This window comes from Methylobacterium oryzae (assembly GCF_036441375.1).
GTDB lineage: Bacteria > Pseudomonadota > Alphaproteobacteria > Rhizobiales > Beijerinckiaceae > Methylobacterium > Methylobacterium oryzae_A.
This window is the reverse complement of the sequence record NZ_MLCA01000015.1, coordinates 204,351-226,212: the sequence shown is the minus strand read 5'-3', so window position 1 is coordinate 226,212 and position 21,862 is coordinate 204,351. Positions and strand designations below refer to the sequence as shown.

Below are 21,862 nucleotides of genomic sequence, written 5' to 3'. Positions count from 1 at the left end.
GGCCACCGCGCGCGGCCACCTCCTCCGACGCGCGCGGAACCGGATCCGCGACCGGACCTCCTTCGAGCCGCCCGCCCTCCTCGACCGTTGACGATCCGGCATCGCCCATCCTAATAGATATAGCATTAGCTATAACTATGGGTCTGGGCTATGCCGCACCTTGGCGCTCCGCGCCGCCTCTCGGCCTCAGGATCGATCCTGCGCGGGCTCGCCGTGGCGCTCGGGCTGGCCGCGGCACCGGCGCTGGCCCAGTCGCTGCCCACCGCCGCCGAGAACCTGACGCCGGGCGACCTCGACAGCGAGCATCTGTTCGGCTTCGCCGAGGGCAGCGACCTCGGCGTCCCCGGGGAGGCGGAGCTGGAATGGGAGACGAGCGGGCGCCTCGGCCGGCGCGTCACCCGCTTCCTGGCCGTGGACAGCGCCCTCGCCCTGAAGGTGCCGCTGACCGACGATTTCCGCCTGGCGCCGGGTGTCACCTTCAACGCCTACGACATCGGCGCGCCGGGCACCCCGACCCGAACCACGGGCGGCTTCAACGGCGGCTTCCTCGAAACCCGGCTGCGCCTGCTGAATCGCCGGGCGGCCCCCTTCGGCCTGACCCTCAATCTCGTGCCGGGCTACGGGACCGTCGACGGCGGGTCGGGCGTGCCGGCGCGCAGCTTCGGCACCGAGATCGGCCTGCTGGCCGACCGCGAGATCATTCCCGGCAAGCTGATCGCCGCCGTCAATGTCGGCTTCGCGTTCTCGACGACGCGGCTGACCGTTATGGACGCGCCCGTGCGCGGATCGGGGATCGAGGTGGCGGCGGCGCTGGCCTACTGCGTCCGGCCCGGCCTCTTCCTCGGCGGCGAGGCACGCTATGCCCGGACCTACGACGGTCTGGCGCTCGACCGGTTCGCGGGCGGGGCCGTGTATCTCGGACCGACCGCCTACACGACCCTGTCACCCCAGGCCTGGGCTTCGTTCACCTGGAGCTTCCAGGTCGCCGGGCAGGCGACGGGCGAGCCCGGACCGATCGATCTGTCGAACTTCGACCGCCACCAGATGCGGTTGCGCGTCGGGTACAGCTTCTGACCACGGCCTGCGGGCTTCACAGGGGCTGTACAACAGGCGGATCAAGAAAGCCTTACCGTGCAACGACTTCTGGAAGATCAGGCACTTAGAAGGGTGCTTGGCGGAGAGGGGGGGATTCGAACCCCCGATGCCCTTGCAGGCATGCCGCATTTCGAGTGCGGTGCATTCAACCGCTCTGCCACCTCTCCGCAAGGTGCCTCGATGAGACGGGCGGTGCCTAGCACGCGCGGTCCGGCTTCACAAGCGAGACCTCGCGCGCCGGCGCCGGATCAGACCACCACGGTGATCGCCTGCGCGGCGCGGGTCAGGCCGGTGTAGAGCCAGCGCGCCCGGTGCTCGCGGAATGCGTAGGATTCGTCGAACAGAGTCACCCGATCCCACTGCGACCCCTGCGCCTTGTGCACCGTCAGCGCGTAGCCGTAGGTGAACTCGTCCGTCTCCCGCCGCAGGAAGAGCGGGATCTCCTCGTCCGTGCCGGAGATCATCGCGCGCAGCACCTTGATGTCGGTGGGCTTCCGGCGCAGCGCCGGGTCGTCCTCCGGCACCACGTCGAGGCGGATCAGGTCCGGACGCGGCGGCGCGCGCAGGGCCTGCACGGTCCAGGTCGAGCCGTTGAGCAGACCCTTCACCCGGTCGTTGCGCAGGCAGACCAGCTTCTCGCCGATCGCCGGCATCGGATCCGTGTGGCCGGCGAGTTCCCGCAGCCGGGCATTGTAGAGGCGACGGGTCTTGTTGAGCCCGACCAGCACTTGGTCGCACTCGAGCACCTCGGCCGGATCCAGGGCGCGGCGCGACACGATCCGGCTCTGCCCGTAGCTGCCGAGCTCCAGCCGGCCACCCTCGCGCACCGTCATCGCCATGCGGACGATCGGGTCGTCCTTGGCCTGGCGGTGCACCTCGGTGAGCATCACGTCGGGCTCCGCCTCGGTGAAGAAGCCGCCCCCGCGCACCGGCGGCAGCTGCGCCGGATCGCCGAGAACGAGGACCGGCCGCTCGAAGGACAGGAGATCGTTGCCGAGATCGGAATCGACCATCGAGCACTCGTCGATGATGATCAGGTCCGCCTTGGCGGCCGGTCCAGAGCGGTTCAGCGTGAAGGTCGGACCGCCCTCCTCCGCCTCCTTGGTGCGGTAGATCAGCGAGTGGATCGTGGCGGCGTCGTAGCAGCCCTTCTGGCGCATCACGGAGGCCGCCTTGCCGGTGAAGGCGCCGTACACCACCGTGCCGTCGACGTCCTCGGCGATCCGGCGGGCGAGTGTCGTCTTGCCGGTGCCGGCGTAGCCGAACAGGCGAAATACCTGCGATCCCCCGTCTCGCCGCCACGCGGCGATCGCCTTCAGCGCCGCATCCTGCTGCGGCGCGTAGGCGGCCGGCAGACCCGCACTCACGGCCAGCGCACGGTCGGCGGCATCGAGGACAGGATGGAGGCGACGTTGCCGCCCGTCTTCAGGCCGAAGATCGTGCCCCGGTCGTAGAGCAGGTTGAACTCCACGTAGCGGCCCCGCCGCACCTGCTGCTCGTGGCGGTCCGCCTCGGTCCAGGGCGTGCCGAGATTGTCGCGCACGATCTTCGGGTAGGCCTCCAGGAAGGCCCGGCCCACGTCCCGGGTGTAGGCGAGGTCCGCCTGCGGCGTCCCGCTCCAGAGATAATCGTAGAAGATCCCGCCGATGCCCCGCGGCTCGTTCCGGTGCTTGAGGTGGAAATACGCGTCGCACCACGCCTTGTACCGGGCGTGATCGATGCCGTGCGCCGCGCAGGCCCGCTCCAGGCAGGCGTGGAAATGGCGGCTGTCCGGATCGTCCTGGTTGCGGCGCCGCTCCAGGACCGGGGTGAGATCGGCGCCGCCGCCGAACCACGCCCGCGTCGTCGCGACGAACCGGGTGTTCATGTGCACCGTCGGCACGTGCGGGTTCCAGGGATGGGCGATCAGCGAGATGCCGGTGGCGAAGAAGCGCGGATCCTCGGCGGCGCCGGGCATCTGGGCGCGGAATTCCGGCGCGAACTCGCCGTGCACGGTGGAGATGTGCACCCCCGCCTTCTCGAAGACGCGGCCCCGCAGCATCGCCATGACGCCGCCACCGCCCGGCAGGCCGGTATGGTCGGTCCGGTTCCACGGCGTCTTCTCGAACGTCCCCGGCCCCGCGGGCGCGTCGGGGTGGAACGGGCCGGTCGCTTCCGCCTCGAGGGTCTCCAAGGCGGCGACGATCCGGTCGCGCAGCGTCTCGAACCACGCCGCGGCCTCGGACTTCATGGCCGTCACGTCGGCCTCGGAGGGAGGCGCAGCCAGGGCTGCGCGCGCGTCGTCCGGCATCGTCATGAGACAGGCTTTTCCACCCTGCCGGGCGCACGTCAATGCGGTCGCGACCCCGCATGACCGCGCAGGGCGCCGGCGCCGGCATCCCGGCCGACGACCGGGGCCCTAGGCGGTCGCCGGGCGCTCGCCGACGGGCTTGAGCAGCCCCGTGGCGGCCGCCACCAGCTCCCCGGACTCGTCGCGGATCTCGGCCTCGCAGAAGATCACCGACCGCCCGGCCCGGGTGACCCGCCCCTCGGCGATCAGGACGCCGCGCCCGGGGGCGAGGAAGCGGGTCTGCATGTCGAGGGTCACCACGGGGCGCCCCGCCCGCAGCCGGGCCGCCGTGCCGAGGGCGACGTCGAGCAGGGTGCAGAGGGCGCCGCCATGGGCGATGCCGAGGTTGTTGGCGTGCTCCGGCCGCAGGGCCAGGCGCAGGCGCGTCCGGCCCGCGCGCACGTCGAGCGCCTCGATCCCGCAGTAATCCACGAACGGGATGGTGGCGCCGAAGACGGTGCCCGGTTCCGATTGCTGGTCCACGTCGATCGCCCCGGCTCCTGCCCCGCCCGGATCCTTACCGTCCGGCCGCGCCCGAGGCCATGACCGGACCGCCGCAGATCACGCGACAGTCCGGTCGAAACGTTCGTTCCGCCTCGACCGGCTCACGGGACATCGCGGCGGGCCGCCGCGTGAAGTTTCGCGCCTCTCATCAGACCGGAGACGGATCTTCGCAGAGGAAGCCGGCCACGAGATCGAGGCAGTAGGCATAATCAGCGCCCGTCCGCGTAGCCCGGTCACATCCAACCTCGGCTCCGGGGTGTCGGTTTGCTCGACCGTCGATTTCAGCTCGACCCACGCCTTGAATAATATGCGTGTTCATGACGGGGGCATTGTGTAGGGAAATGCTCGACGACGACTTGATTTTGCTGCACAGACGTTAGAACCGTCTCACCACGGTCGGATAGAGGGAATCATCGATGGACGACAACGCCACTGAGCAGCAGCAGACCTTCATCGAGCAGGCGTCAGACATCGTGTCGGCGTATGTCTCGAACAATTCCGTGCCGATCAGCGAGTTGCCCGGTCTGCTCGCCGGCGTTCACGCCGCGCTGACGAAGCTGTCCGCCCCCGCGGCGACCGTCACCGAGTCGGCCGACAAGCCGACCCCGGCCCAGATCCGCAAGTCGGTGACGCCGGACGCCCTGATCTCGTTCATCGATGGCAAGCCGTACAAGACGCTGAAGCGGCACCTGTCCCGCAACGGCCTGACGATCGAGCAGTATCGCGAGCGCTTCGGCCTGCCGCGCGACTATCCGTCGACGGCCGCGAGCTACTCGGCCCAGCGCTCGGAACTTGCCCGCAGCCTCGGCCTCGGCCAGCAGCGCCGCAAGTCCGCCGCCCCGGCGCCGGCCCCCGAGCCCGTCGCGGAGGTGGCCGAGAAGCCGAAGCGCGCGAGCCGCTCCCGCAAGGCCAAAGAGACGGCCTGACACCGGCCTGAGCCCGGCGCGCGGCTCGCGCGCCGGTCCGTTACGCGAAGTCGGCGCGATCGTCGGCCACGTCCCCCGCGGCGATCTCCGTCTCCGCCTTGTGCCGTTCCTCCGCCTCGGCTTCCCCGGTCGCCCCAGGTCGCGGCACCGGCCGCTCGGCCTCCGGCGGCGCCTCGCCGGCCTCTCCATCGGGAGATTGCCCCGTCACCCGACCCGCCATGCCGCGCGCTCCCCGATCCGTCTCCGGGAGAGCAAAGACCGGATGGAGATCCGCGTTCCCCACGATGGTCGCGCCCGTTTGATCGGGTCGCCCGGAGGAGAAATCCGGGCTGCGGGCGTTGTCGGAGCGGGCGCGCCCGGCGCGCCTCCGCAACAGGGCCGGAGCGCACGATGATCGACACACAGAGCCGGGCGGAGACGCGCCGCGACCTGCTCGCGGCCTCGCTCCTCGGGAGCCTGCCGCTCCTCCTGGCGCGGGCCGGGCGGGCGAGCCCGCTCGATCCCGAGCAGACGATCATCCGCGCGCCCGAGGACCTGCCCTGGATCCCGTCGAAGGACTACCCCGAGCGCAGCGTCGACCGGTGCGCGCTCACCGGCGACACCAACGGCACCGGCCTCTACTACACGCTGATCCGCTGGTGGCCGGGCTACATGAGCGCCCCCCACACCTACACGTCGGACCGGTACTGCCTGGTCCTGTCGGGGACATGGTGGTGCAACAGCGGCGCGGATTTCGACCCGGCGGCCTGCCTGCCCGTGAAGGCCGGCAGCTTCGTGCGCCGGGTGGCGGGCACGCCGCATTACGACGGTGTCGTGCGCGACGGGCGAGAGCCCGCGGTGATCGCCATCTGCGGGATGGCGCCGGTCAACTACCGGCTCGTCGACCCGGCGCAGCCGGGCTGGCGCCGCGTCTGAGGAGGATCCGGGGGCGACGGGGCGGGGTGCGGCGCGTTGAACGGCCGGACGTGCCGATCGGGAGCAGGATGTGGGCAATCGCTACGGGCTGGAGATCCGCGCCGCGGCGGGCGCCGACGCCGCGGGGCTCGCGGCCCTGCTGGACGAGGCGGGGATCGACGTCGGCGCCGCGGACCTCGCGGCCCGGCTCGAAGCCCTGCTCCGGGACGGCGGCACCGCCCTCGTCGCCGTGGAGTGGGGACCACCGAGCGGCCTCATCACCGTCGCCCCTGTCCGGACGCTCGACGCGCCGCGGCCCTTCGGCCTGATCACGAGCCTCGCGGTCGCCGCCGAGTCCCGCCGCCGGGGCATCGGCCGGGTCCTGCTGAAGGCGGCCGGCCGGGCGGCGCGGCAGGCGGGCTGCGACCGGCTGCTCCTGGCCGCGGGGCCGGACCAGGAGGCGCTGCGCGCCTTCTGCGCCGCCGCCGGCTTCGCCGATGCCGGGACGATGCTCGCGCGGCCGCTTCTGAAGCGGGGAGCCGGGGAGAGCTGAGATCCGCGACATCCTGGCCGCACCCGACCGGGCCCACCGAGCGTTGACTCCGGAGAGTGGAGCCCCCCGATGACGCTGCGATCCGAGACCCCGCCACCTCCCGCGAACCTGCCCTCCGACCCGCCGCCGGATTCCGAGGCGCCGACCGCCGCGCAGCTCAAGGGCGACATCGACAGCGGCCGCACCGCCGACAAGACCCCGCACATGGATGTCGGCGCGGCCCCGCTCGGCACCTGCGAGGAGGCCGGCGGGACGCCGCCGACGCCCCGGGAGGTCCGGATCGCCCGGCAGAACGAGCGGGCGCCCTCGGAACGGGTGGCCAAGGGTTACCCGCACCAGCGGCAGCCCTGGGTCCTGCCGCTCTATGCCGGCTTCATCGTCGCGGCGGCCGTGGGGCTCGGCCTCATGCTCTGGCTGACGCGCTGACCGGGACCGCCGGGGCACAACCGGGCGGGTGCCATCCTGGCGCAGGACGGCACGGTCGCGGCGGAGGCGGTTTAAAGGTCGATTCACGTCGATGCGGTTAGCGTGACCTTACTGCAGTCTTGCGTAACCGATCCTCCATGCCCCCATCCGTCGATGCTCCGCCGGACCTGTCCGGGCTCCTCGAACTGTCACGCATCGAGAATCTCGATCTCAAGCCGGTGATCCTCCGGGTTCAGACGGACCTGTTCGTCCGGGCCGCGGCCCGGGACCGGACCGAGATCGAGATCTTCGAATCCCTGGCCTGCGGGCTGATCCCGACGGTGGACGAGGAGACGGCCCGGGTCGTGGCCCGCAAGCTGGCCCCCTGCCCCGAGACGCCGCCGGCCGTGCTGGAGGCGCTCGCCCTGCGCGGCGGCGGCGCCCGCGACGCGGTGGTGGAGCTGGCCCCGACCCTGAGCCACCGCCTGATCGAGGCGGCCCTGGCCGAGGGGTCGGACATCGCCGCCCGCATCGCCGCCCGGGCCGGGTTGAGCCGCGAGGCGGTGGACGAACTCTCCCGCGAAGGCCGCCCCGAGATCGACCGCGCGCTGGCGGCCAATCTCGGCCACACCCTGCGGGGCGCGGCCCTGTCGCGGCTCGTGGATCGCGGCCGCGGCGCCCCCGACCTCGCCCGGCTTCTCCTGGTCCGGCCCGACGTGTCGGCGGCCGACCTCGTGCCCCTGTACCTCCACGCCGATCCGATGCGCCGCACGGTGATCGGCCGGACCGTCGAGGCGACCGCGGCCCTGCGCCCCTGCCCGCCGCCGCCCCGCGGCCTCGGCGAGACCCTGACCGGCCTGTCCGCGGCCCGCGACGTGCCGGCCTTCATGGCGGCGCTGGCCGACGGCCTCGGCCTGCCCCGCGATTTCCTGACCGTGGTCGCCGACGCGAGCGCCCGCTACGACCTGCTGACCCTCGGCCTGCGGGCCGCCGGCCTGCACGAGGAGGAGGCGGTCTACATCTTCCTGACCCTCAACCAGGGTGTGGCGCGCTCGGCCGAGCGCGTGGCCGACCTCGTCCGGCTGTTCCGGACCGTGAGCCGGCCGGCCTCCCGGGACCTGATCGCCGCGATTCTCGACAGGCCGCTCGCCGAGCGCGGGCGGAGCGAGGCCCACCAGCCGCTGCACGAGAGCCGGCCTGACCGGCCGGCCGTCAGCGCGGCTCGGCCTGCGGATCGCTCTTCGGATCGGCGCCCCGCCAAGCGGGCTGCCGGTCGGTCTCCTGCAGGGTGTCGCTCGAYGGCGGCGTCTCCGCYGCGCGGCGGCTCAGCTCCGCCATCAGGCCGCGGGCCAGCGCGGCGCGCACCGCCCGCTCCCGGGTCTCCGGCGGGACCGCCTCGAGGGCGGCTGGCAGGACCGCCGGGGCGCTGGGAACCGCGCCGGCGAGCCGTCTCGCCTCGGCGGCCGGGTCGGCGCCGGTGCGAAGCATGGCGAAGTAAGAGAGCACGCCGATCACCAGCGCGGCGCGCAGCAGGACGGTCATAGACGGTTCCTCCGCTCGAGATCGCACGAAGCATTCGACGGATTTCGTGAACCGGGCCTCTACCAACCCGAGCTTTCCTGCACGATGGTGAACGAAGCTTGTCCGCAATCGGCCGGTTACCTCGCGGAAAGCATCCCGACCATTCGGAGAAGTCACGCAACACTCGTTTAAGCCGGCTCTGCGACCGTCCGGTAGTCGTTCGAAGTCGAACCGGAGGCGCGACGGATGCGGGAACGCAGCCAGCGCGACGCGTGCCAACCTTGACCATCAAGACTGTTCTGACGTCGCTGATCGACGACCGGCTCGCGGGTCTCGTCCACGAATCCGTGGCCGACAACCCGGCCGTCCGCGCGCGCCACCAGCGCTTCCTGGTGTCGCGGCTGGCGACCGGCGCCGTGATGATGGCCGGGCTGCCGCCCTACCTGCTGTGGCGCGGGGTGCCGTCGGGCTTCGAGGTCCTGGCGATCGCGAGCCTGCTGCTGCCGGTCTTCGCCGCCGTCCTCCTCGCCCGCACCGGATCGCTCTGGGTCGCCCACGCGGTCTCGTCGGCGGGCCTGACCGGCCTCGTCGTCGCCCTGGCGGGGGTCACCGGCGGCGTCACCTCGCCCGCCGCGGTCTGGCTCGTGGCGATCCCCCTGGAGGCGCTGGTCTCCGGCTCGCTCCGCGCGACGATCGCGGCCGCCGCGATGGCGGTCCTCGGCGTGCTGGCCGTGGTGGCCCTCGGCGCCTGGGCCGGCGCCCTGCCGGTCATGGACATCTCGGCCGCGCTCGCCCTGCCGGCCTTCGCGATCACGGCGATCGGACACGTCGCCGCCCAGGCCCTGGAGCACATGCGCAACGAGGGCGTCTGGCGCGAGCGGCTGCGCGACAACGAGGCCCGCGACCGGCTGCTGCTCTCGGCGATCGACGACCTCGTGACCTGGCACGACCGGAACGGCCGCGTGCTGGAGGCCTCGGTCTCGGCCGTGCGGCTCCTGGGCAGCGACCCGGCCCGGCTGCGCGGACACGGCCTGCTGGAGCGCGTCCACGTCGCCGACCGGCCGGCCTTCCTCAAGGCGGTGAGCGACGTCGCCGCGACCGGGCGGCCCGCGACCCTGCCCCTGCGCCTGCACGTCGAGCCGGAGACCGGCCGCGCCGACGGCGCGAGCCTGATCCACGCCGAGATGCGCGCCCACCGGATCGAGCACGGCCCGCACGACGCCGCCATGGCGGTGGTGGCGGTCACCCGCGACATGACCGAGCATCACCGGCACGCCTTGGAGCTGGAGCGCGCCCGCGCCGAGGCCGAGCGCGCCGACGCGATCAAGGGCCGGTTCCTGGCGAACGTCACCCACGAGCTGCGCACGCCGCTCAACGCGATCATCGGCTTCTCGGAGGTTCTGGCCGGCGAAGGCGCCGTCAGCCTCGGCCCGGTTCAGGCGCGGGAATATGCCGGGATCATCGGCGCCTCCGGCCACCACCTGCTCGGCGTCGTCAACACGCTGCTCGACATGAGCCGGATCCAGAGCGGCAACTTCGACTGCGCGCCGGAAGCCTTCGACGTGGCGGCCCTGCTCCGGGCCTGCTGCGACCTGATGCGCCTGAAGGCCGACGCCGCCGGCGTCGTCCTCACCGCCGCCCCGTCGGGGCCGGTGGAGATCACGGCCGATCCCGCCGCCTGCCGGCAGGTCCTGATCAACCTCATCTCGAACGCCGTGAAGTTCACCCCCTCGGGCGGCCGCATCGACCTGTCCCTGCGGCGCGGCGCCGGCAGCCTGGACATCGTCGTGGCCGATACCGGCGTCGGCATCGGCGCGGACGACCTGCCCAAGCTCGGCACCCCGTTCTTCCAGGCCGGGAGCGGCGACTACAAGCGCCAGCACGAAGGCACCGGCCTCGGCCTCTCGGTGGTCCAGGGCCTCGTCGGCCTCCACGGCGGCTCCCTGCTGATCGAGAGCGCCCCGCAGGCCGGGACCGTGGTGACCGTCACCCTGCCCCTGGTCTGCCAGGCCCCGGCGACCGCCCACGGCCCGGCCCCGATCCGCACGGCCGTGCGGGGCGCCCCGGCGCCCCGCCGCGTGGTCCGCCTGCCGCTCGGCCTGTTCGACGCGGAGCCGAGTCTCGCCGCGGTCCCGGCCGACCCGGTCCTGCGCCGCACTGGCTGAGCCGAAGATCCCCCGGAAGGAGACATGATGTCAGGCTACCGCGAGATCACCGTACCGGGCGAACCCGGCCGCGCGCGCCGGTCCGCGCCGCGCCGCGCCGCGGTCCAGGGCGACTGGCGCGCCGTGCTGGTCGGCGCGCTGAAGGCGACGGGCGCTACCTGCCGGACCAGCCCGGGCGCCGTTCTCGGCAGCCTCGTTGCCCTGGGTGCGGCGGGCTTCGTCTGCGTCAACGCCCTCGGCTACCAGACCGGGCGCCACCCGGCGCCGATCCTGCCGAAGCTCGCTCAGAAGGCGCCCGCCCCGCGCGAGGCGGCGCCGGCCGCCAAGGAACCCGCCCGGGAACCTACTCGAGAACCCGCGCGGGAGGCGGTCCGGGATGGGGCCCGCGATGGGGCCCGGGATCCGGTGCGCGTGGTCGAGGCCGACCGCGCGCCCGCGCCCGCCAAGCCGGCGGCCCGGGACGCGATCGGCGAGCTGATCCGGTCCGAGGAGACCACCGCCTCGGTCACCCCGAAGGCGTCGCCGGCCCGGGCGGCCGCCAAGCCGGCCCCGAAGGAGACGAAGGACGCCAAGGCGGCCAAGCCCGAGAAGGACGGCGACCCGGTGCTGCGCGCCCAGAAGGCGCTGTCGAAGCTCGGCTACGCGGTGAAGCCCGACGGCGCGATGGGTCCCGGCACCCGCGCGGCGATCGAGAAGTTCGAGCGCAGCGCCAAGCTGCCGGTGACCGGCGAGGCGACGGGCCGGACCCTGCGCGAACTGGTGGCGCGGGCGGGCCACGGCTAGCGGGACCGGGCGGCACCCGCCCCGCCGTGGCGGTGCGGGTGCCGGTCACCGTGAGCGCGGGGAGATCCGGCTCTCAGTACTGCGTGCCGGTGAACCGGCAGATGGTCTTGCAGCGCGGACCGCCATTGGCCTGCCAGGACTTCGCGTGGCCGATCGATCCGGTCATGTCCTGCGTGGGATTACCGCCGGGCCGATGCACGACGATGTTGCAGGGATCGCTCGGGGTGCGCTGGTAGCGCGGGCAGGACGGGGTGTCGCGGTTGCCCAGTATATCCATGAGCGTCTCCGGACGGGCGTGGGCCGACGGCACAACACCGCACAGGCAGGCGACGATCAGCGTCGCGCGCGAGGTCATTCTCCGCATCGGAGTGCTCCTTAAATCATCGTGATTTGCGAATTCAGGCGCCCTTTGCTCAGTTAATCAGCAAATAATACTGTAGATGTGCGCTGTCGCACACCGATCAATTCTTTTTTAATCCCGAAAAATACCGAATTCTTTGACGGAATATTCTGCGCCGTCAGCCGTGCCCGCACGGCGGAGCGGCATCGCGCGCCGGAGGTTGCCCGGACCGGCGCTTTCGCGCATGGCGAAGGGCAAGGCGGAGGGTGTGCCGCTGAGGATCCGCCGGCCGGTCCGGCGTGCGGCACGGGCCGCGGCGAACCGAGCTTCACAGGGCCACAGACGCATGCGCCTGCGCTCCGATTTCTGGGTTTCGGCCCATCTGCGGCGCCTGGACGTCGCGGGCATCCCGGCCGTTCTGCGCCGGCGCGGTGCCGCGGAGGCCGGCGCGATCTTCGTGAAGGTCGATCGCCTCGACGGCAGCGCCGACCTCTACGGACCTGCGCCGCAGGCCCTGTTCGAGGCCGAGGAGAGCGGCGACCGCCGCTTCGCCGCGATCGTCACCGGCGGCAGCCCCCTCGACGTGGAGGAGCGCCTGACCAAGGAGATCCGGTTCGATTCCGATCTCTGGATCGTCGAGATCGACGACCGCCAGGGGCGGCATTGTTTGGATCTGGCGGAGTGAGACCGTTTCCGGCTGAAGACTTCGCCACCGTCCTCGCGAGCGCGGCGAAGCCATCCAGCGGCGCCACGCCGGCCGGCGTCGCGCTACCCTGGGTCACTTCGCTCCGCTCGCGACGACGGAGCGAAGCGAAGGCAGCGCCCGTCAGCCCTCGATGATCCGCTCGTCGAGCTTGCGGTCGACGGTCTCGACGGTGCGGTCGATCTCGGCGTTCGGCTCGCCGAGCTGGTGCGAGATCAGCTTCACCAGCAGGTCGACCCGCTCGATGTAGGGGGCGCCGTTCGCGACGGCGCGGGCGGCCGAGGACGGCTTCAGCAGGCTCTCGGCGGCCTTGGCGTATTTCTCGAACGGCACCTGGTCGGCGGGATCGGCGCCGAGCTTCCGGGCGATCCCGTCGACGTGGTCGTAGATCGCCCGCGAGCGCGCCAGATCGCCGTGGACGGCGTCGTGGATCGATTGCGGCTCACCCGGGGTGATGCAGCGGTAATTGCCGGTGAGCAGCATCGACCACTTGGCGAGCGGCACGAACAGCGAGTCGAACACCTTGAGCTTCACCGGCACGTCGTGCCCGTCGAGGCGCACCGCGTCGATGTCGGCCTCCAGCTCGCGGAGCAGCCGGTTATGGGCCTCGTCCGCGAAGGTCGCGGCCTTGAAGTTCGTCGGCAGGCCGACGTGGAGGACGTTCGCCTCCTCCTCCGGCGGCCGGAAGGCCTGCGGGTCGGGGGAGCAGAGCGACACCAGCCCCGGCTCGAACCGGTCCCACACGCCGGCATTGGTGTAGGCGTCCTCGAGGTCCATGGCGGCGAGCGCCGGGATCCGCTTGAGGTAGGGCAGCGGCGGCATGTTCATGATCGACAGGCACGGCAGCTTCGCCGCCGCGATCTTGATCATCAGGACGCGGATCGTGTGGTTGTTGTACTGCGGCTCCTGCATGGCGAGGCCGACGAGGTCGTAGCGCGAGACGTCGACGTCTTCCGGCGGCATCGCGTCGACCTTGCCGGGCAGGTCGCGCGAGTGGATCGCCCGGTGCTCCTTCTCGTCGCGCAGCTTGATGCGGACCTCGGTCCCCTCGCGGTTGATCAAGTCCGCGGTCTTCCGGCGGCACACCAGGGTCACGTTGTGACCGGCCATCAGGAGCTTTGTGCCCAGGAGCGAGCCGTAGGAGGCTCCCAGGATCAGGATGTTCTTGGCCACGTCGTTCCTCCCCAGCATTGAAGACTGCTGTGTGTTGTCTGGCTGCTGGGAACGGCGCGTCCACGTCACGGCCCCAATCGCACCGCCGATGGATGGCAGCCGGGCGGGCGGAAGGCAAGCCTTCTGGTATACCTAATCCCAAACCCTTTGTGACGCCCCGTGGGTGACAGGCGGGGCGATCCCTATCGTCCGCGCCCGGGATCTCCACAGGGTCGCACCCTCGGGCCGCGCGGTGGACCGGTCTCGCCGGCATCCGGGCTCGCCCGCGACGCTCCGGAGCGGCGACGGGGTGCATCCGGTGGGGCGCCTCGAGGCCGTGGGCGACGACTGCCCTGCCTAGCCCCAGAGATCCGGCGTGGGCGGGTGCATGAGGCTGCCCTCGTAGCGCAGCGGCGGATCGCGGTCGCGGGCGAGCAGCAGCGGCCCGTCGAGATCGACGAACGCCGCGTCGTTGGCGAGGAGCGCCGCCGGCGCCATGCCCAGCGAGGTGCCGAGCATGCAGCCGACCATGATCGAGAGCCCCCGCGCCCGCGCCTCGCGGGCGAGCAGCACCGCCTCGGTCAGGCCGCCGGTCTTGTCGAGCTTGATGTTGATCGCGTCGTAGCGCCCGGCCAGCGCGTCGAGGCCGGCCCGGTCGTGGAGGCTCTCGTCGGCGCAGACCGGCACCGGATGGGGGATCTCGGCGAGCAGGGCATCGGCGTCGGCCGGCAGCGGCTGCTCGATCAGCGCGACGCCCGCCTTCAGGCAGGCTTCCAGATTGGCTTCCACGTTCTCGGGCCGCCACGCCTCGTTGGCGTCGACGATCAGCCGGGCCTCCGGCGCGCCGGCCCGCACGGCGGCGATGCGCTCCGGGTCGCCGTCCCCGCCGAGCTTGACCTTCAGCAGCGGCCGGTACGCGGCCTTCCGGGCCGCTTCCCCCATGCTCTCCGGCGTGCCGAGGCTCAGGGTGTAGGCGGTGATCGCCGGCCGCGGCTCGGCGAGACCTGCGATTTGCCAAGCCGGACGGCCCTCGAGCTTCGCCGCGAGGTCGAACAGCGCGCAGTCGAGGGCGTTGCGCGCCGCCCCGGCCTTCACGCGGGTCATCAGCTCCTCGCGGCCGATCCCGGCCGCGATCGCCGCCGCCTGCCCCTCGATCAGGGCGCTGACGCTCTCGACGCTCTCGCCGTAGCGCGGATAGGGCACGCACTCGCCGCGCCCGACCGTGTCGCCGTCCGCGATCGTCGCCACCACGACGGCGATCTCGGTGCGGCTGCCGCGCGAGATCGTGAAGGCGCCGGCGATCGGGAAGCGCTCGACGGCGAGGGTCAGGCGGCGGGACATGTCAGACGGTCTCCGGTTGAAGCCTGCGATCGATGCCACCCGTCATCACCAGCACAGCGAAGTGACCCGGGCCAGCGCGCGGCCGCTCGGCATGGCGCGGCTGGATGGCTTCGCTCCGCGCGCGAGGACGGCGCCGGAGCCGGCCGGTGGGAGCGGTATCAGAGCGCCGGGAAATCGGCGACGATCCGGTCGACCAGCCCGTCGACGCCGAAGCGCACCGGGTCGGTGGCGGGCAGGCCGTGCTCGGACCCGAGCGTGTCGAGGAGGGCCCGGGCCTCGCCCTCGGCGAGCGCCTGGGTGTTCACCGCGATGCCGACCGGCCGGATCGCCGGGTTGGTCAGGCTGCCGAGCTGCACGGTGAGGTCGATCACCTGCCGGATCGTCGGCAGGGGATGCTTCACGCCGCGCATATTGGTGCGGGTCGGCTCGTGGCAGACCACGAAGGCGTCGGGCTGGGCGCCGTGCAGCAGGCCGAGGCTCACGCCCGCGAAGGACGGGTGGTAGAGCGAGCCCTGGCCCTCGATCAGGTCCCAGTGGTTCGGGGCGGCCTCGGGCGAGATCGTCTCGACGGCGCCGGAGATGAAGTCGGCGACGACGGCGTCGATGGCCACGCCCCGGCCGGAGATGAACACGCCGGTCTGGCCGGTGGCGCGGAAATCGGCGTCGAGGCCGCGCGCGCGCATGCCGCGCTCCAGGGCCAGCACGGTGTACTTCTTGCCGACCGAGCAGTCGGTGCCGACGGTGAGCAGTCGGCGGCCCGCCCGCTTGGTGCCCTTGCCGGTGGGGAAGCGCTCGTCGGTGTGGCGGACGTCGTGGAGCTGGCGGCCGCGCCGCGCGGCGGCCTCCGCGATGGCCGGGACCGCGCCGAGCTTGACGTGCAGGCCGCTCGCCACGTCGAGCCCGGCCTCGATCGCCGCGACGATCTCCTTCACCCAGTGGTCCGGCAGCACGCCGCCGGCGTTGACGACGCCGATCACCAGGGTCCGGCAGCCCTTCGCCAGGGCCTCGGGCAGGGTCATGTCGGGGATGCCGAGATCGGCGGCGCAGCCGGGCAGGCGCATCTGGCCGACGCACCATTCGGGGCGCCAGTCCTTGATCCCGTAGGCGGTCTTGGCCGCCAGCGTGTCGGGCACGTCGCCCAGGAACATCAGGTAGGGCGTGGCGATCTGCATCGGTCGAGCAACCTTCTCCGGGAGGCCGGCGGACCGTCTATGCGGGATCGCGGGCGCCCGGCGCAATGCACGAGGCCGGCCAGGACGGTGGACGCGGCCGCAGCCCCGACATGCCAGGCTTGCACGCCGTCATCGCGGGCGCAGCCAAGCGACCGAGCGATTCGCTACGGTCAGAGATCGCGCGCCGCCCCGGGTTGCCTCGCCGCGCTCGCAAAGACGAGCCGCCGCCTCACCCCGGCGACCCGTGACACCCCCGCTCAGGCGGCGCGTCGTCGCGCGACCTGGGCCTCGTTCGCCACGGCCTCGACCGGTGCGAGCACGCCGGTCGCCCGGACCATCCCCTCGGCGCCGGCCAGCGCGCCCGCGCGCAGCTCGAGGCCGAGGAAGCGCGCGCGCTCGAACGGGCCCGGCAGGGTCAGGCCCTCCGCGAGGGCGCGGTCGAAGCCGAAGCGGGCGTAGTAGGGGGCGTCGCCGACCAGCAGCACGGCGCCGTGGCCGAGGGATTCCGCCCGGCCGAGGGCCGCCTGCATCATCACCGAGCCGAGCCCCTGGCCCTGGATCGCCGGATCGACGGCGAGCGGGCCGAGCAGCAGCGCCGGGCGGGCGAGCCCGGCCTCGATGTGCCACAGCCGCAGGGTGCCGACGAGCCGACCGGCCCGGGTCGCCGCGAAGGCGAGGCCGCGGGCCGGCAGGCGGCCCTCGCGCAGGCGCTCCGAGGTCTTGGCGCGTCGGTTGCCGGGAAAGCACGCGTCGAGCAGGCGCTCGCGCGCCGGGACGTCGTGGCAATGCTCCGCGCGGATCTCGATCATGGCTGTGCCCTCCCCGGGCCGGAAAGCGGGAGAAGCGACGGTGTGACGGACGGCCGAGCGCCTTCCGTCAGTGCGGCAGCGGGAGATCAATCCCGGCAGCCGAGGACTGCCGGGATCTTCTGCAGCAGGTCAGATGACGATCTGCTGAAGGGGCGGGAAGCCGTTGAAGGCCACCGCCGCGTAGGTGGTGGTGTAGGCGCCCGCGCCCTCGATCAGCACCTTGTCGCCGATCGAGAGCGAGACCGGCAGCGGGTAGAGCTGCCGCTCGTAGAGCACGTCCACCGAGTCGCAGGTCGGGCCGGCGATGACGCAGGGCTCGGTCGCGTCCCCGTCCCGCGCGGTGCGGATCGGGTAGCGGATCGCCTCGTCCATGGTCTCGGCCAGCCCGCCGAACTTGCCGATGTCGAGGTAGACCCATCGGACCTCGTCGGCATCCGCGGACTTGCGCGACACGAGAACAACCTCCGCCTCGATCAGGCCGGCATTGCCGACCATGCCGCGGCCCGGCTCGATGATCGTCTCGGGGATCTGGTTGCCGAAATGCTTGGTCAGACCCCGGAAGATCGCCTCGCCGTAGCTCTCCACGCCCGGCACCGCCTTGAGGTACTTGGTCGGGAAGCCGCCGCCGAGATTGACCATCGACAGGCCGAGGCCGCGCTCCGCGCACTCGCGGAAGATCGCCGCCGCGGAGCCGAGCGCCCCGTCCCAGGCCTCGGTGTTGCCCTGCTGCGAGCCGACATGGAACGAGATGCCGTAGGCCTCCAGCCCCTGGCGGTGGGCGTGCTCCAGCACGTCCGCGGCCATCTCGGGCACGCAGCCGAACTTGCGGGAGAGCGGCCAGTCGGCGCCCGCGCCGTCGCACAGGATGCGGCAGAACACCCGCACCTCGCCGGCCGGCACGTCCACGGCCTCGGCGGCCCGGGCGATCTTCTCGACCTCGGCCTGGCAGTCGACCGCGAACAGGCGGATGCCGAGCTTCAGGGCGCGGCCGATGCACCGCTCCTTCTTGATGGTGTTGCCGAAGGAGATCCGGTCGGCGGTGGCGCCGGCGGCCAGCGCCATCTCCATCTCGGCCACCGAGGCGGTGTCGAAGCACGAGCCCATCTCGGCGAGCAGGCGCAGCACCTCGGGGGCCGGGTTCGCCTTCACGGCGTAGAACACCCGGGTGTCCGGCAGGGACCGCGCGAAGGCGGTGTAGTTGTCGCGCACGACGTCGAGGTCGAGGACCATCACGGGGCCCTCGTCCTGGCCGAGATCGCGGCGCACGCGCAGGAAGTCACGGATGCGGTCGGTCATGGTCGTCTCCCGGCACGGGTTCGCGTGCGCCCTTCGCGGGGCGCGCTGTCGAAGATGACGACCCAACGGGTCGTCGGCGTCAGGGGGCGATGCGTCGCGCGGACCCACGCGCTTTGGAGACGCGTGCGTCGGTGCGGGCGCAGAGCACCCGGAAGCTGCCGTGGATTGGAAGGGAGGACCCCCACCGCACGCCGGGCAAAGAGAAACAAGCCTCTTCGGTGCCGGCCTGTGGAGGGCCGACGAGACCAAAAAAGCCCGTTCGTCGTTGCTTTAAGCTGCGTCCCCCGTGGAGAGCGGGGTTCGCCGGTTTCGCCTCCGGCTGCCGGTTGTTGTCGGGGTCCGGTGTCGCCACCTGGATGCCGGCCGTAGGGATCCACCCTTGCGACCATCGATCCTTTAAGACCCCTGGCGGCTGTCCGGCAGTTGACCGGATGCCCACCAACCGACACGCGGCCACAGGCACGTGCGAAATTGGGCACGGCGCATATACGGAGACGGGACCCGCGCGACAAGGGGAAACCGCCCCGGAACGCCCGCTTTTCCGCCCGCAATCCACACCCCGCGCGCGCCGTTGCAAAAACGCCGCATATCGACGGCGCGCGACGGGCCGTGCGGGCTTCCCAAGCGGGGCGGAAGCGGGCATCTGACCGGAGGGGCAGAGGACTCAGGCGAGCGAGCGATGGCCGGGCCGATCAGATCCACCGCGACGGCGCGGGCGTGAGCGCCCCTCTGTGAGCGCTCCCTTGCGCAGCCCGGTCGGCGACGGGCTCCCCGAGCCGACGATCCGCACCGCCACGCTCGCCGATCTCGACGCCCTGGTCGCCCTGGAGCACGCCGCCTTCGCCACCGACCGGGCCGAGCGTCGGGCCATCCGCCACGCGATCCTGTCGCCCACGATGGACGTGCTGGCGGCGCTGATCGACGCGCCGGACGCCGATCCGACCCCCATCCTCGTCGGCGCCGCGGTGCTGGAGCGGCGGCGCAGCAGCCGGATCGCCCGCCTCGCCTCGATCGCGGTAGCGCCGAACCGCGGCGGCCTCGGCCTCGGCGGCAAACTCCTCGACGCCGCGGAGGCCCGCGCCCGTGCCCAGGGCTGCGACCGGCTCCGTCTGGAGGTGCGCGCCGATAACGGCGCCGGCATCCGCCTCTACGAGCGCCGGGGCTATACCCGCTTCGCCGTGCGGCCCGACTATTATGAAGACGGCATGGAGGCGTGGCGCTACGAGCGCGCGCTGTAGGCGCCGGGTCGCCGCCGTGCGGGCAGCCATGCGGCTGCAACCCTGACGCCGGCCTCCAGGACCGGCCGAACCGGCCGTCCTCGCGACCCTTGCCGTGACCGGGTGCGGAGCGCGGCGACCCAGCTCACAGAACGCCCGCAGGACGATGCCGCCCCGGATCCCCTCGCCGCCCCCACGGACGGCGCCGGCAGGCCGGCCGCGGCTTGCCGGATCCGTCCCCACCGCTCCCCGAACGGCGGCAACCCCGCCGGACAATGGGAGACAGAACCGACGTTGCCGCGTGTAAAACCGGCTTATTACCGCATTATCGCAACACACCCATATATCAGACTGTAATTCTCAAGCAAAATTCGCGACATATCGCGAAATAAATCGGAATAACATATCCGGCGACCCATCGATTGCCTCAGAAAATCTGGCGTTTTAAGGAAAGATCATCGCAGATACCGGGATCTCACCCCATGACTCGCTGGCTGGGACGCTTCTCGATCCGGACGCTGCTGTGCCTCGTGATCGTCATCATGGCCTGCATGGCGCTGGGCAACGCGATCAGGACATCGGTCGACGCGCGGGCGCAGGCGACGGCCGCGGCCAGGGCCGTGACCTTGACGCGGGCGAGCCAGGGGCTGCTCAGGGCGATCCTGCCGCTGCGGCTCGAGCGCGGATCGACCCTCGCCCTCGGCGGTGACGCGCCCGCGGATGCGAAGACCCTGTCGACCGTCGCGCGCAGTCGGCAGGCGCTGGTCGAGAATTACCGCCGCGCACAGGCCAGCCTGAACGAGCTGGCCGAGCCGGCGGTCGGCGCGACGCTCGATCGCCTGACCGCGGCCGCGGACGCGATGGCGGCCCTGCGCCCCCGCATCGACGAGGCGCTCGGGCTGCCGAAGGCGCGGCGCGACCCGGCGCTGCGGGACGCCGCGATGGCCGCCTTCCAGGAGTTGATCGAGGCTCTGACGGCGACGCTGAAGGCGGTCGACGCGGCCATTCCCCGGAGCGACGCGGTCCTGCAGCGCTATCTCGCCCTGAAGCAGGCGGCCTGGGACACGCGCGTCGCCAGCGGCAACGTCGCGGTGCGGGTGCAGGCGTCCCTGGTCGCCGGGGCCGCGTGGTCCCTGCCCGAGACGATCGCGGCGGCGACGGAGCGGGCCGAGTTGCTGTCCGCGTGGCGGCGCACGACCGAGGCCGCGACCGACGTGTCGGAGACCGTGCGGCTCGCCTTCGAGCGGGCGAGGGCCACCAATTTCGAGGGCGAGACCAAGGCCATCGCGCAGGCGGTCTTCGACGCGCTCAGCGCGCACACGGCCCCGGGCCACACATTCGCGGAGCTGCGCGACCGCAACACCGGGAACCAGCGCTTCCTCGTCGCCCTCTGCGACGCGGCCCTCGACGCGATGGTGGCGCGCGCCGAGACCCTCTCCGACGCGGCCCGGAGCGACGTCGCGCGCAGCGTGGCGGCGTTGCTGGCGGTGATCCTGCTGGTATCCCTCGGCCTGTGGACCCTGTTCGGCGGCGTGCTGCGCCCGCTCCGGGCGCTGACGGCGACGATGCAGGCGCTGGCGGGCGGCGACACCGCCGTCGCGGTCCCGGGGCGCAGCTACCGCAACGAGATCGGCGCGATGGCGCGGGCCGTCCAGGTGTTCAAGGACAACCTGATCCGCAGCCGCCGGATCGAAGCCGAGGCCGCCGAGGCGCGGCAGGCGGCGGAGGCGCGGCGCAGGTCCGACCTGCGGGCGATGGCCGAGCGTTTCGAGCAGACGGTCGGCGGCATCATCGGTCAGGTCTCGGGCTCGGCCACCGCCCTGCAGGCCACGGCCCAGACCATGACTTCCGCCGCGACCCGGACCGCCAGCCAATCCAGCGCCGTGGCGGCCGCCACCGAGGAGGCCGCCGCCAACGTCAGCACCGTGGCGGCCGCGGCCGAGGAACTCGGCACCTCGGTGGAGGAGATCGGCCGGCAGGTGAACGGATCGACCGAGCTCGCCCAGCGGGCGGTCTCGGAGGCGGGGCAGACGGGCGCGCTGGTCCGGGACCTGAGCGGCGCGGTCGCGCGGATCGGCGACGTGGTCGGGCTGATCGCGGCGATCGCCGGGCAAACCAATCTGCTGGCGCTCAACGCCACGATCGAGGCGGCCCGCGCCGGCGAGGCCGGCCGGGGCTTCGCGGTCGTGGCCGGCGAGGTGAAGGACCTGGCCGCGCAGACCGCCAAGGCCACCGAGGAGATCGCCGGGCAGATCGCCGGCATCCAGGGGGCGACCGGCCAGGCCGTCGCGGCGATCGAGGCGATCACCGGGCGGATCCAGGAGATCAGCGGCGTGGCGACCGCGATCGCCGCGGCGGTGGAGGAGCAGGGGGCCGCCACCAAGGAGATCGTCCGCAACGTCGGACAGGCGGCCGTCGGCACCGGCGCGGTGACCAGCACCATCAGCGGCGTCGCCGGGGCCGCCGGAGAGACCGGCCGGGCGGCCGGCGACGTGCTCGCGGCGGCCTCCGCGCTGTCGCGCCAGTCCGAACATCTCGCGGCCGAAGTCGCCCGCTTCCTCGACACCGTCCGCGCCGCCTGACCGGACGATGCCGGGCACCCCGCGGGTCGCCGCCCCGATCTCGCCCGTTTAGGGGAGTCTTACGGCTCGCGCGCT

Annotated in this window: 20 protein-coding genes, 1 tRNA gene and 1 pseudogene; 11 read left to right on the top strand and 11 right to left on the bottom strand. The window is 72.4% G+C overall.

Translation table 11 applies throughout. The features are described from left to right. Positions 1 to 150 precede the first annotated feature (150 nt). Positions 151 to 1,074 (top strand): hypothetical protein, encoded by a 924-nt coding sequence (locus tag MOTC310_RS29130; protein ID WP_331304282.1) that lies wholly within the window; start codon positions 151 to 153, stop codon positions 1,072 to 1,074. A gap of 98 nt (positions 1,075 to 1,172) precedes the next feature. On the opposite strand, the gene MOTC310_RS29125 is transcribed toward MOTC310_RS29130, so the two are convergent. From MOTC310_RS29125 to MOTC310_RS29110, 4 genes are all read right to left on the bottom strand, one after another. Continuing rightward, a tRNA-Ser gene (locus MOTC310_RS29125) sits at positions 1,173 to 1,262 on the bottom strand. 81 nt (positions 1,263 to 1,343) lie between these two features. Beyond that, positions 1,344 to 2,462 carry an ATP-dependent DNA helicase gene (locus MOTC310_RS29120; protein WP_012321591.1) on the bottom strand — a complete coding sequence of 373 codons (1,119 nt, stop codon included), beginning with the start codon at positions 2,460 to 2,462 and terminating at the stop codon, positions 1,344 to 1,346. Further along, positions 2,459 to 3,391, bottom strand: coding sequence for an oxygen-dependent coproporphyrinogen oxidase (gene hemF / locus MOTC310_RS29115; protein ID WP_331304281.1), 933 nt, complete (start codon positions 3,389 to 3,391; stop codon positions 2,459 to 2,461). The genes MOTC310_RS29120 and hemF overlap by 4 nt, the downstream gene beginning before the upstream one ends. A gap of 102 nt (positions 3,392 to 3,493) precedes the next feature. Further along, positions 3,494 to 3,907 carry a PaaI family thioesterase gene (locus MOTC310_RS29110; protein WP_331304280.1) on the bottom strand — a complete coding sequence of 138 codons (414 nt, stop codon included), beginning with the start codon at positions 3,905 to 3,907 and terminating at the stop codon, positions 3,494 to 3,496. Between the two features lie 437 nt (positions 3,908 to 4,344). On the opposite strand from MOTC310_RS29110, the gene MOTC310_RS29105 reads away from it, so the two are divergent. Next, entirely contained in the window at positions 4,345 to 4,854 is a 510-nt protein-coding gene (locus MOTC310_RS29105) for a Ros/MucR family transcriptional regulator (protein ID WP_331293778.1), read from the top strand. Positions 4,855 to 4,894: 40 nt separating this feature from the next. Here MOTC310_RS29105 and MOTC310_RS29100 read toward each other — a convergent pair whose 3' ends face one another. Beyond that, positions 4,895 to 5,074, bottom strand: coding sequence for a hypothetical protein (locus MOTC310_RS29100; RefSeq protein WP_331304279.1), 180 nt, complete (start codon positions 5,072 to 5,074; stop codon positions 4,895 to 4,897). Positions 5,075 to 5,244: 170 nt separating this feature from the next. On the opposite strand from MOTC310_RS29100, the gene MOTC310_RS29095 reads away from it, so the two are divergent. From MOTC310_RS29095 to MOTC310_RS29070, 6 genes and pseudogenes are all read left to right on the top strand, one after another. Beyond that, on the top strand, positions 5,245 to 5,769 hold the full coding sequence (locus tag MOTC310_RS29095) for a cupin domain-containing protein (RefSeq protein WP_331304278.1): 525 nt from the start codon (positions 5,245 to 5,247) through the stop codon (positions 5,767 to 5,769). Between the two features lie 70 nt (positions 5,770 to 5,839). Then, positions 5,840 to 6,301, top strand: a complete 462-nt coding sequence (locus MOTC310_RS29090) for a GNAT family N-acetyltransferase (RefSeq protein ID WP_331304277.1) — start codon at positions 5,840 to 5,842, stop codon at positions 6,299 to 6,301. Between the two features lie 69 nt (positions 6,302 to 6,370). After that, complete coding sequence (locus tag MOTC310_RS29085; RefSeq protein ID WP_331304276.1) at positions 6,371 to 6,727, top strand: hypothetical protein; 357 nt, start codon at positions 6,371 to 6,373, stop codon at positions 6,725 to 6,727. Positions 6,728 to 6,864: 137 nt separating this feature from the next. Beyond that, positions 6,865 to 7,893: pseudogene (locus MOTC310_RS29080) on the top strand (DUF2336 domain-containing protein); the annotation flags it as partial. Between the two features lie 606 nt (positions 7,894 to 8,499). After that, positions 8,500 to 10,392 (top strand): sensor histidine kinase, encoded by a 1,893-nt coding sequence (locus MOTC310_RS29075; RefSeq protein ID WP_419539972.1) that lies wholly within the window; start codon positions 8,500 to 8,502, stop codon positions 10,390 to 10,392. Between the two features lie 27 nt (positions 10,393 to 10,419). Then, the gene (locus tag MOTC310_RS29070) at positions 10,420 to 11,175 is read left to right on the top strand and encodes a peptidoglycan-binding domain-containing protein (RefSeq protein WP_419539975.1); all 756 of its coding nucleotides are present in this window, start codon (positions 10,420 to 10,422) and stop codon (positions 11,173 to 11,175) included. Between the two features lie 73 nt (positions 11,176 to 11,248). Here the strand turns inward: MOTC310_RS29070 and MOTC310_RS29065 are convergent, their stop codons facing one another. Further along, entirely contained in the window at positions 11,249 to 11,539 is a 291-nt protein-coding gene (locus tag MOTC310_RS29065; protein WP_331289202.1) for a hypothetical protein, read from the bottom strand. Positions 11,540 to 11,861: 322 nt separating this feature from the next. Between MOTC310_RS29065 and MOTC310_RS29060 the strand changes: the two genes are divergently transcribed. Next, a complete protein-coding gene (locus MOTC310_RS29060; protein ID WP_331289203.1) occupies positions 11,862 to 12,200 on the top strand; it encodes a DUF1491 family protein in 339 nt (112 codons plus the stop codon). 141 nt (positions 12,201 to 12,341) lie between these two features. Here MOTC310_RS29060 and MOTC310_RS29055 read toward each other — a convergent pair whose 3' ends face one another. From MOTC310_RS29055 to MOTC310_RS29035, 5 genes are all read right to left on the bottom strand, one after another. Then, the gene (locus tag MOTC310_RS29055) at positions 12,342 to 13,391 is read right to left on the bottom strand and encodes a ketopantoate reductase family protein (RefSeq protein WP_026604621.1); all 1,050 of its coding nucleotides are present in this window, start codon (positions 13,389 to 13,391) and stop codon (positions 12,342 to 12,344) included. A 336-nt stretch (positions 13,392 to 13,727) separates the two neighbouring features. Beyond that, positions 13,728 to 14,711: an N-acetyl-D-Glu racemase DgcA gene (dgcA, locus tag MOTC310_RS29050; RefSeq protein ID WP_331289205.1), complete on the bottom strand. Its 984-nt coding sequence runs from the start codon at positions 14,709 to 14,711 to the stop codon at positions 13,728 to 13,730. A gap of 158 nt (positions 14,712 to 14,869) precedes the next feature. After that, on the bottom strand, positions 14,870 to 15,883 hold the full coding sequence (gene dgcN, locus MOTC310_RS29045) for an N-acetyltransferase DgcN (protein WP_331304272.1): 1,014 nt from the start codon (positions 15,881 to 15,883) through the stop codon (positions 14,870 to 14,872). A 257-nt stretch (positions 15,884 to 16,140) separates the two neighbouring features. Next, complete coding sequence (locus tag MOTC310_RS29040) at positions 16,141 to 16,692, bottom strand: GNAT family N-acetyltransferase (RefSeq protein ID WP_331304271.1); 552 nt, start codon at positions 16,690 to 16,692, stop codon at positions 16,141 to 16,143. Between the two features lie 129 nt (positions 16,693 to 16,821). Continuing rightward, positions 16,822 to 17,988: a type III PLP-dependent enzyme gene (locus MOTC310_RS29035; RefSeq protein WP_331304270.1), complete on the bottom strand. Its 1,167-nt coding sequence runs from the start codon at positions 17,986 to 17,988 to the stop codon at positions 16,822 to 16,824. 743 nt (positions 17,989 to 18,731) lie between these two features. On the opposite strand from MOTC310_RS29035, the gene MOTC310_RS29030 reads away from it, so the two are divergent. Further along, positions 18,732 to 19,226 (top strand): GNAT family N-acetyltransferase, encoded by a 495-nt coding sequence (locus tag MOTC310_RS29030; protein WP_331304269.1) that lies wholly within the window; start codon positions 18,732 to 18,734, stop codon positions 19,224 to 19,226. 461 nt (positions 19,227 to 19,687) lie between these two features. After that, positions 19,688 to 21,787, top strand: coding sequence for a methyl-accepting chemotaxis protein (locus tag MOTC310_RS29025; protein WP_331304268.1), 2,100 nt, complete (start codon positions 19,688 to 19,690; stop codon positions 21,785 to 21,787). The last annotated feature ends 75 nt before the right edge of the window (positions 21,788 to 21,862 follow it).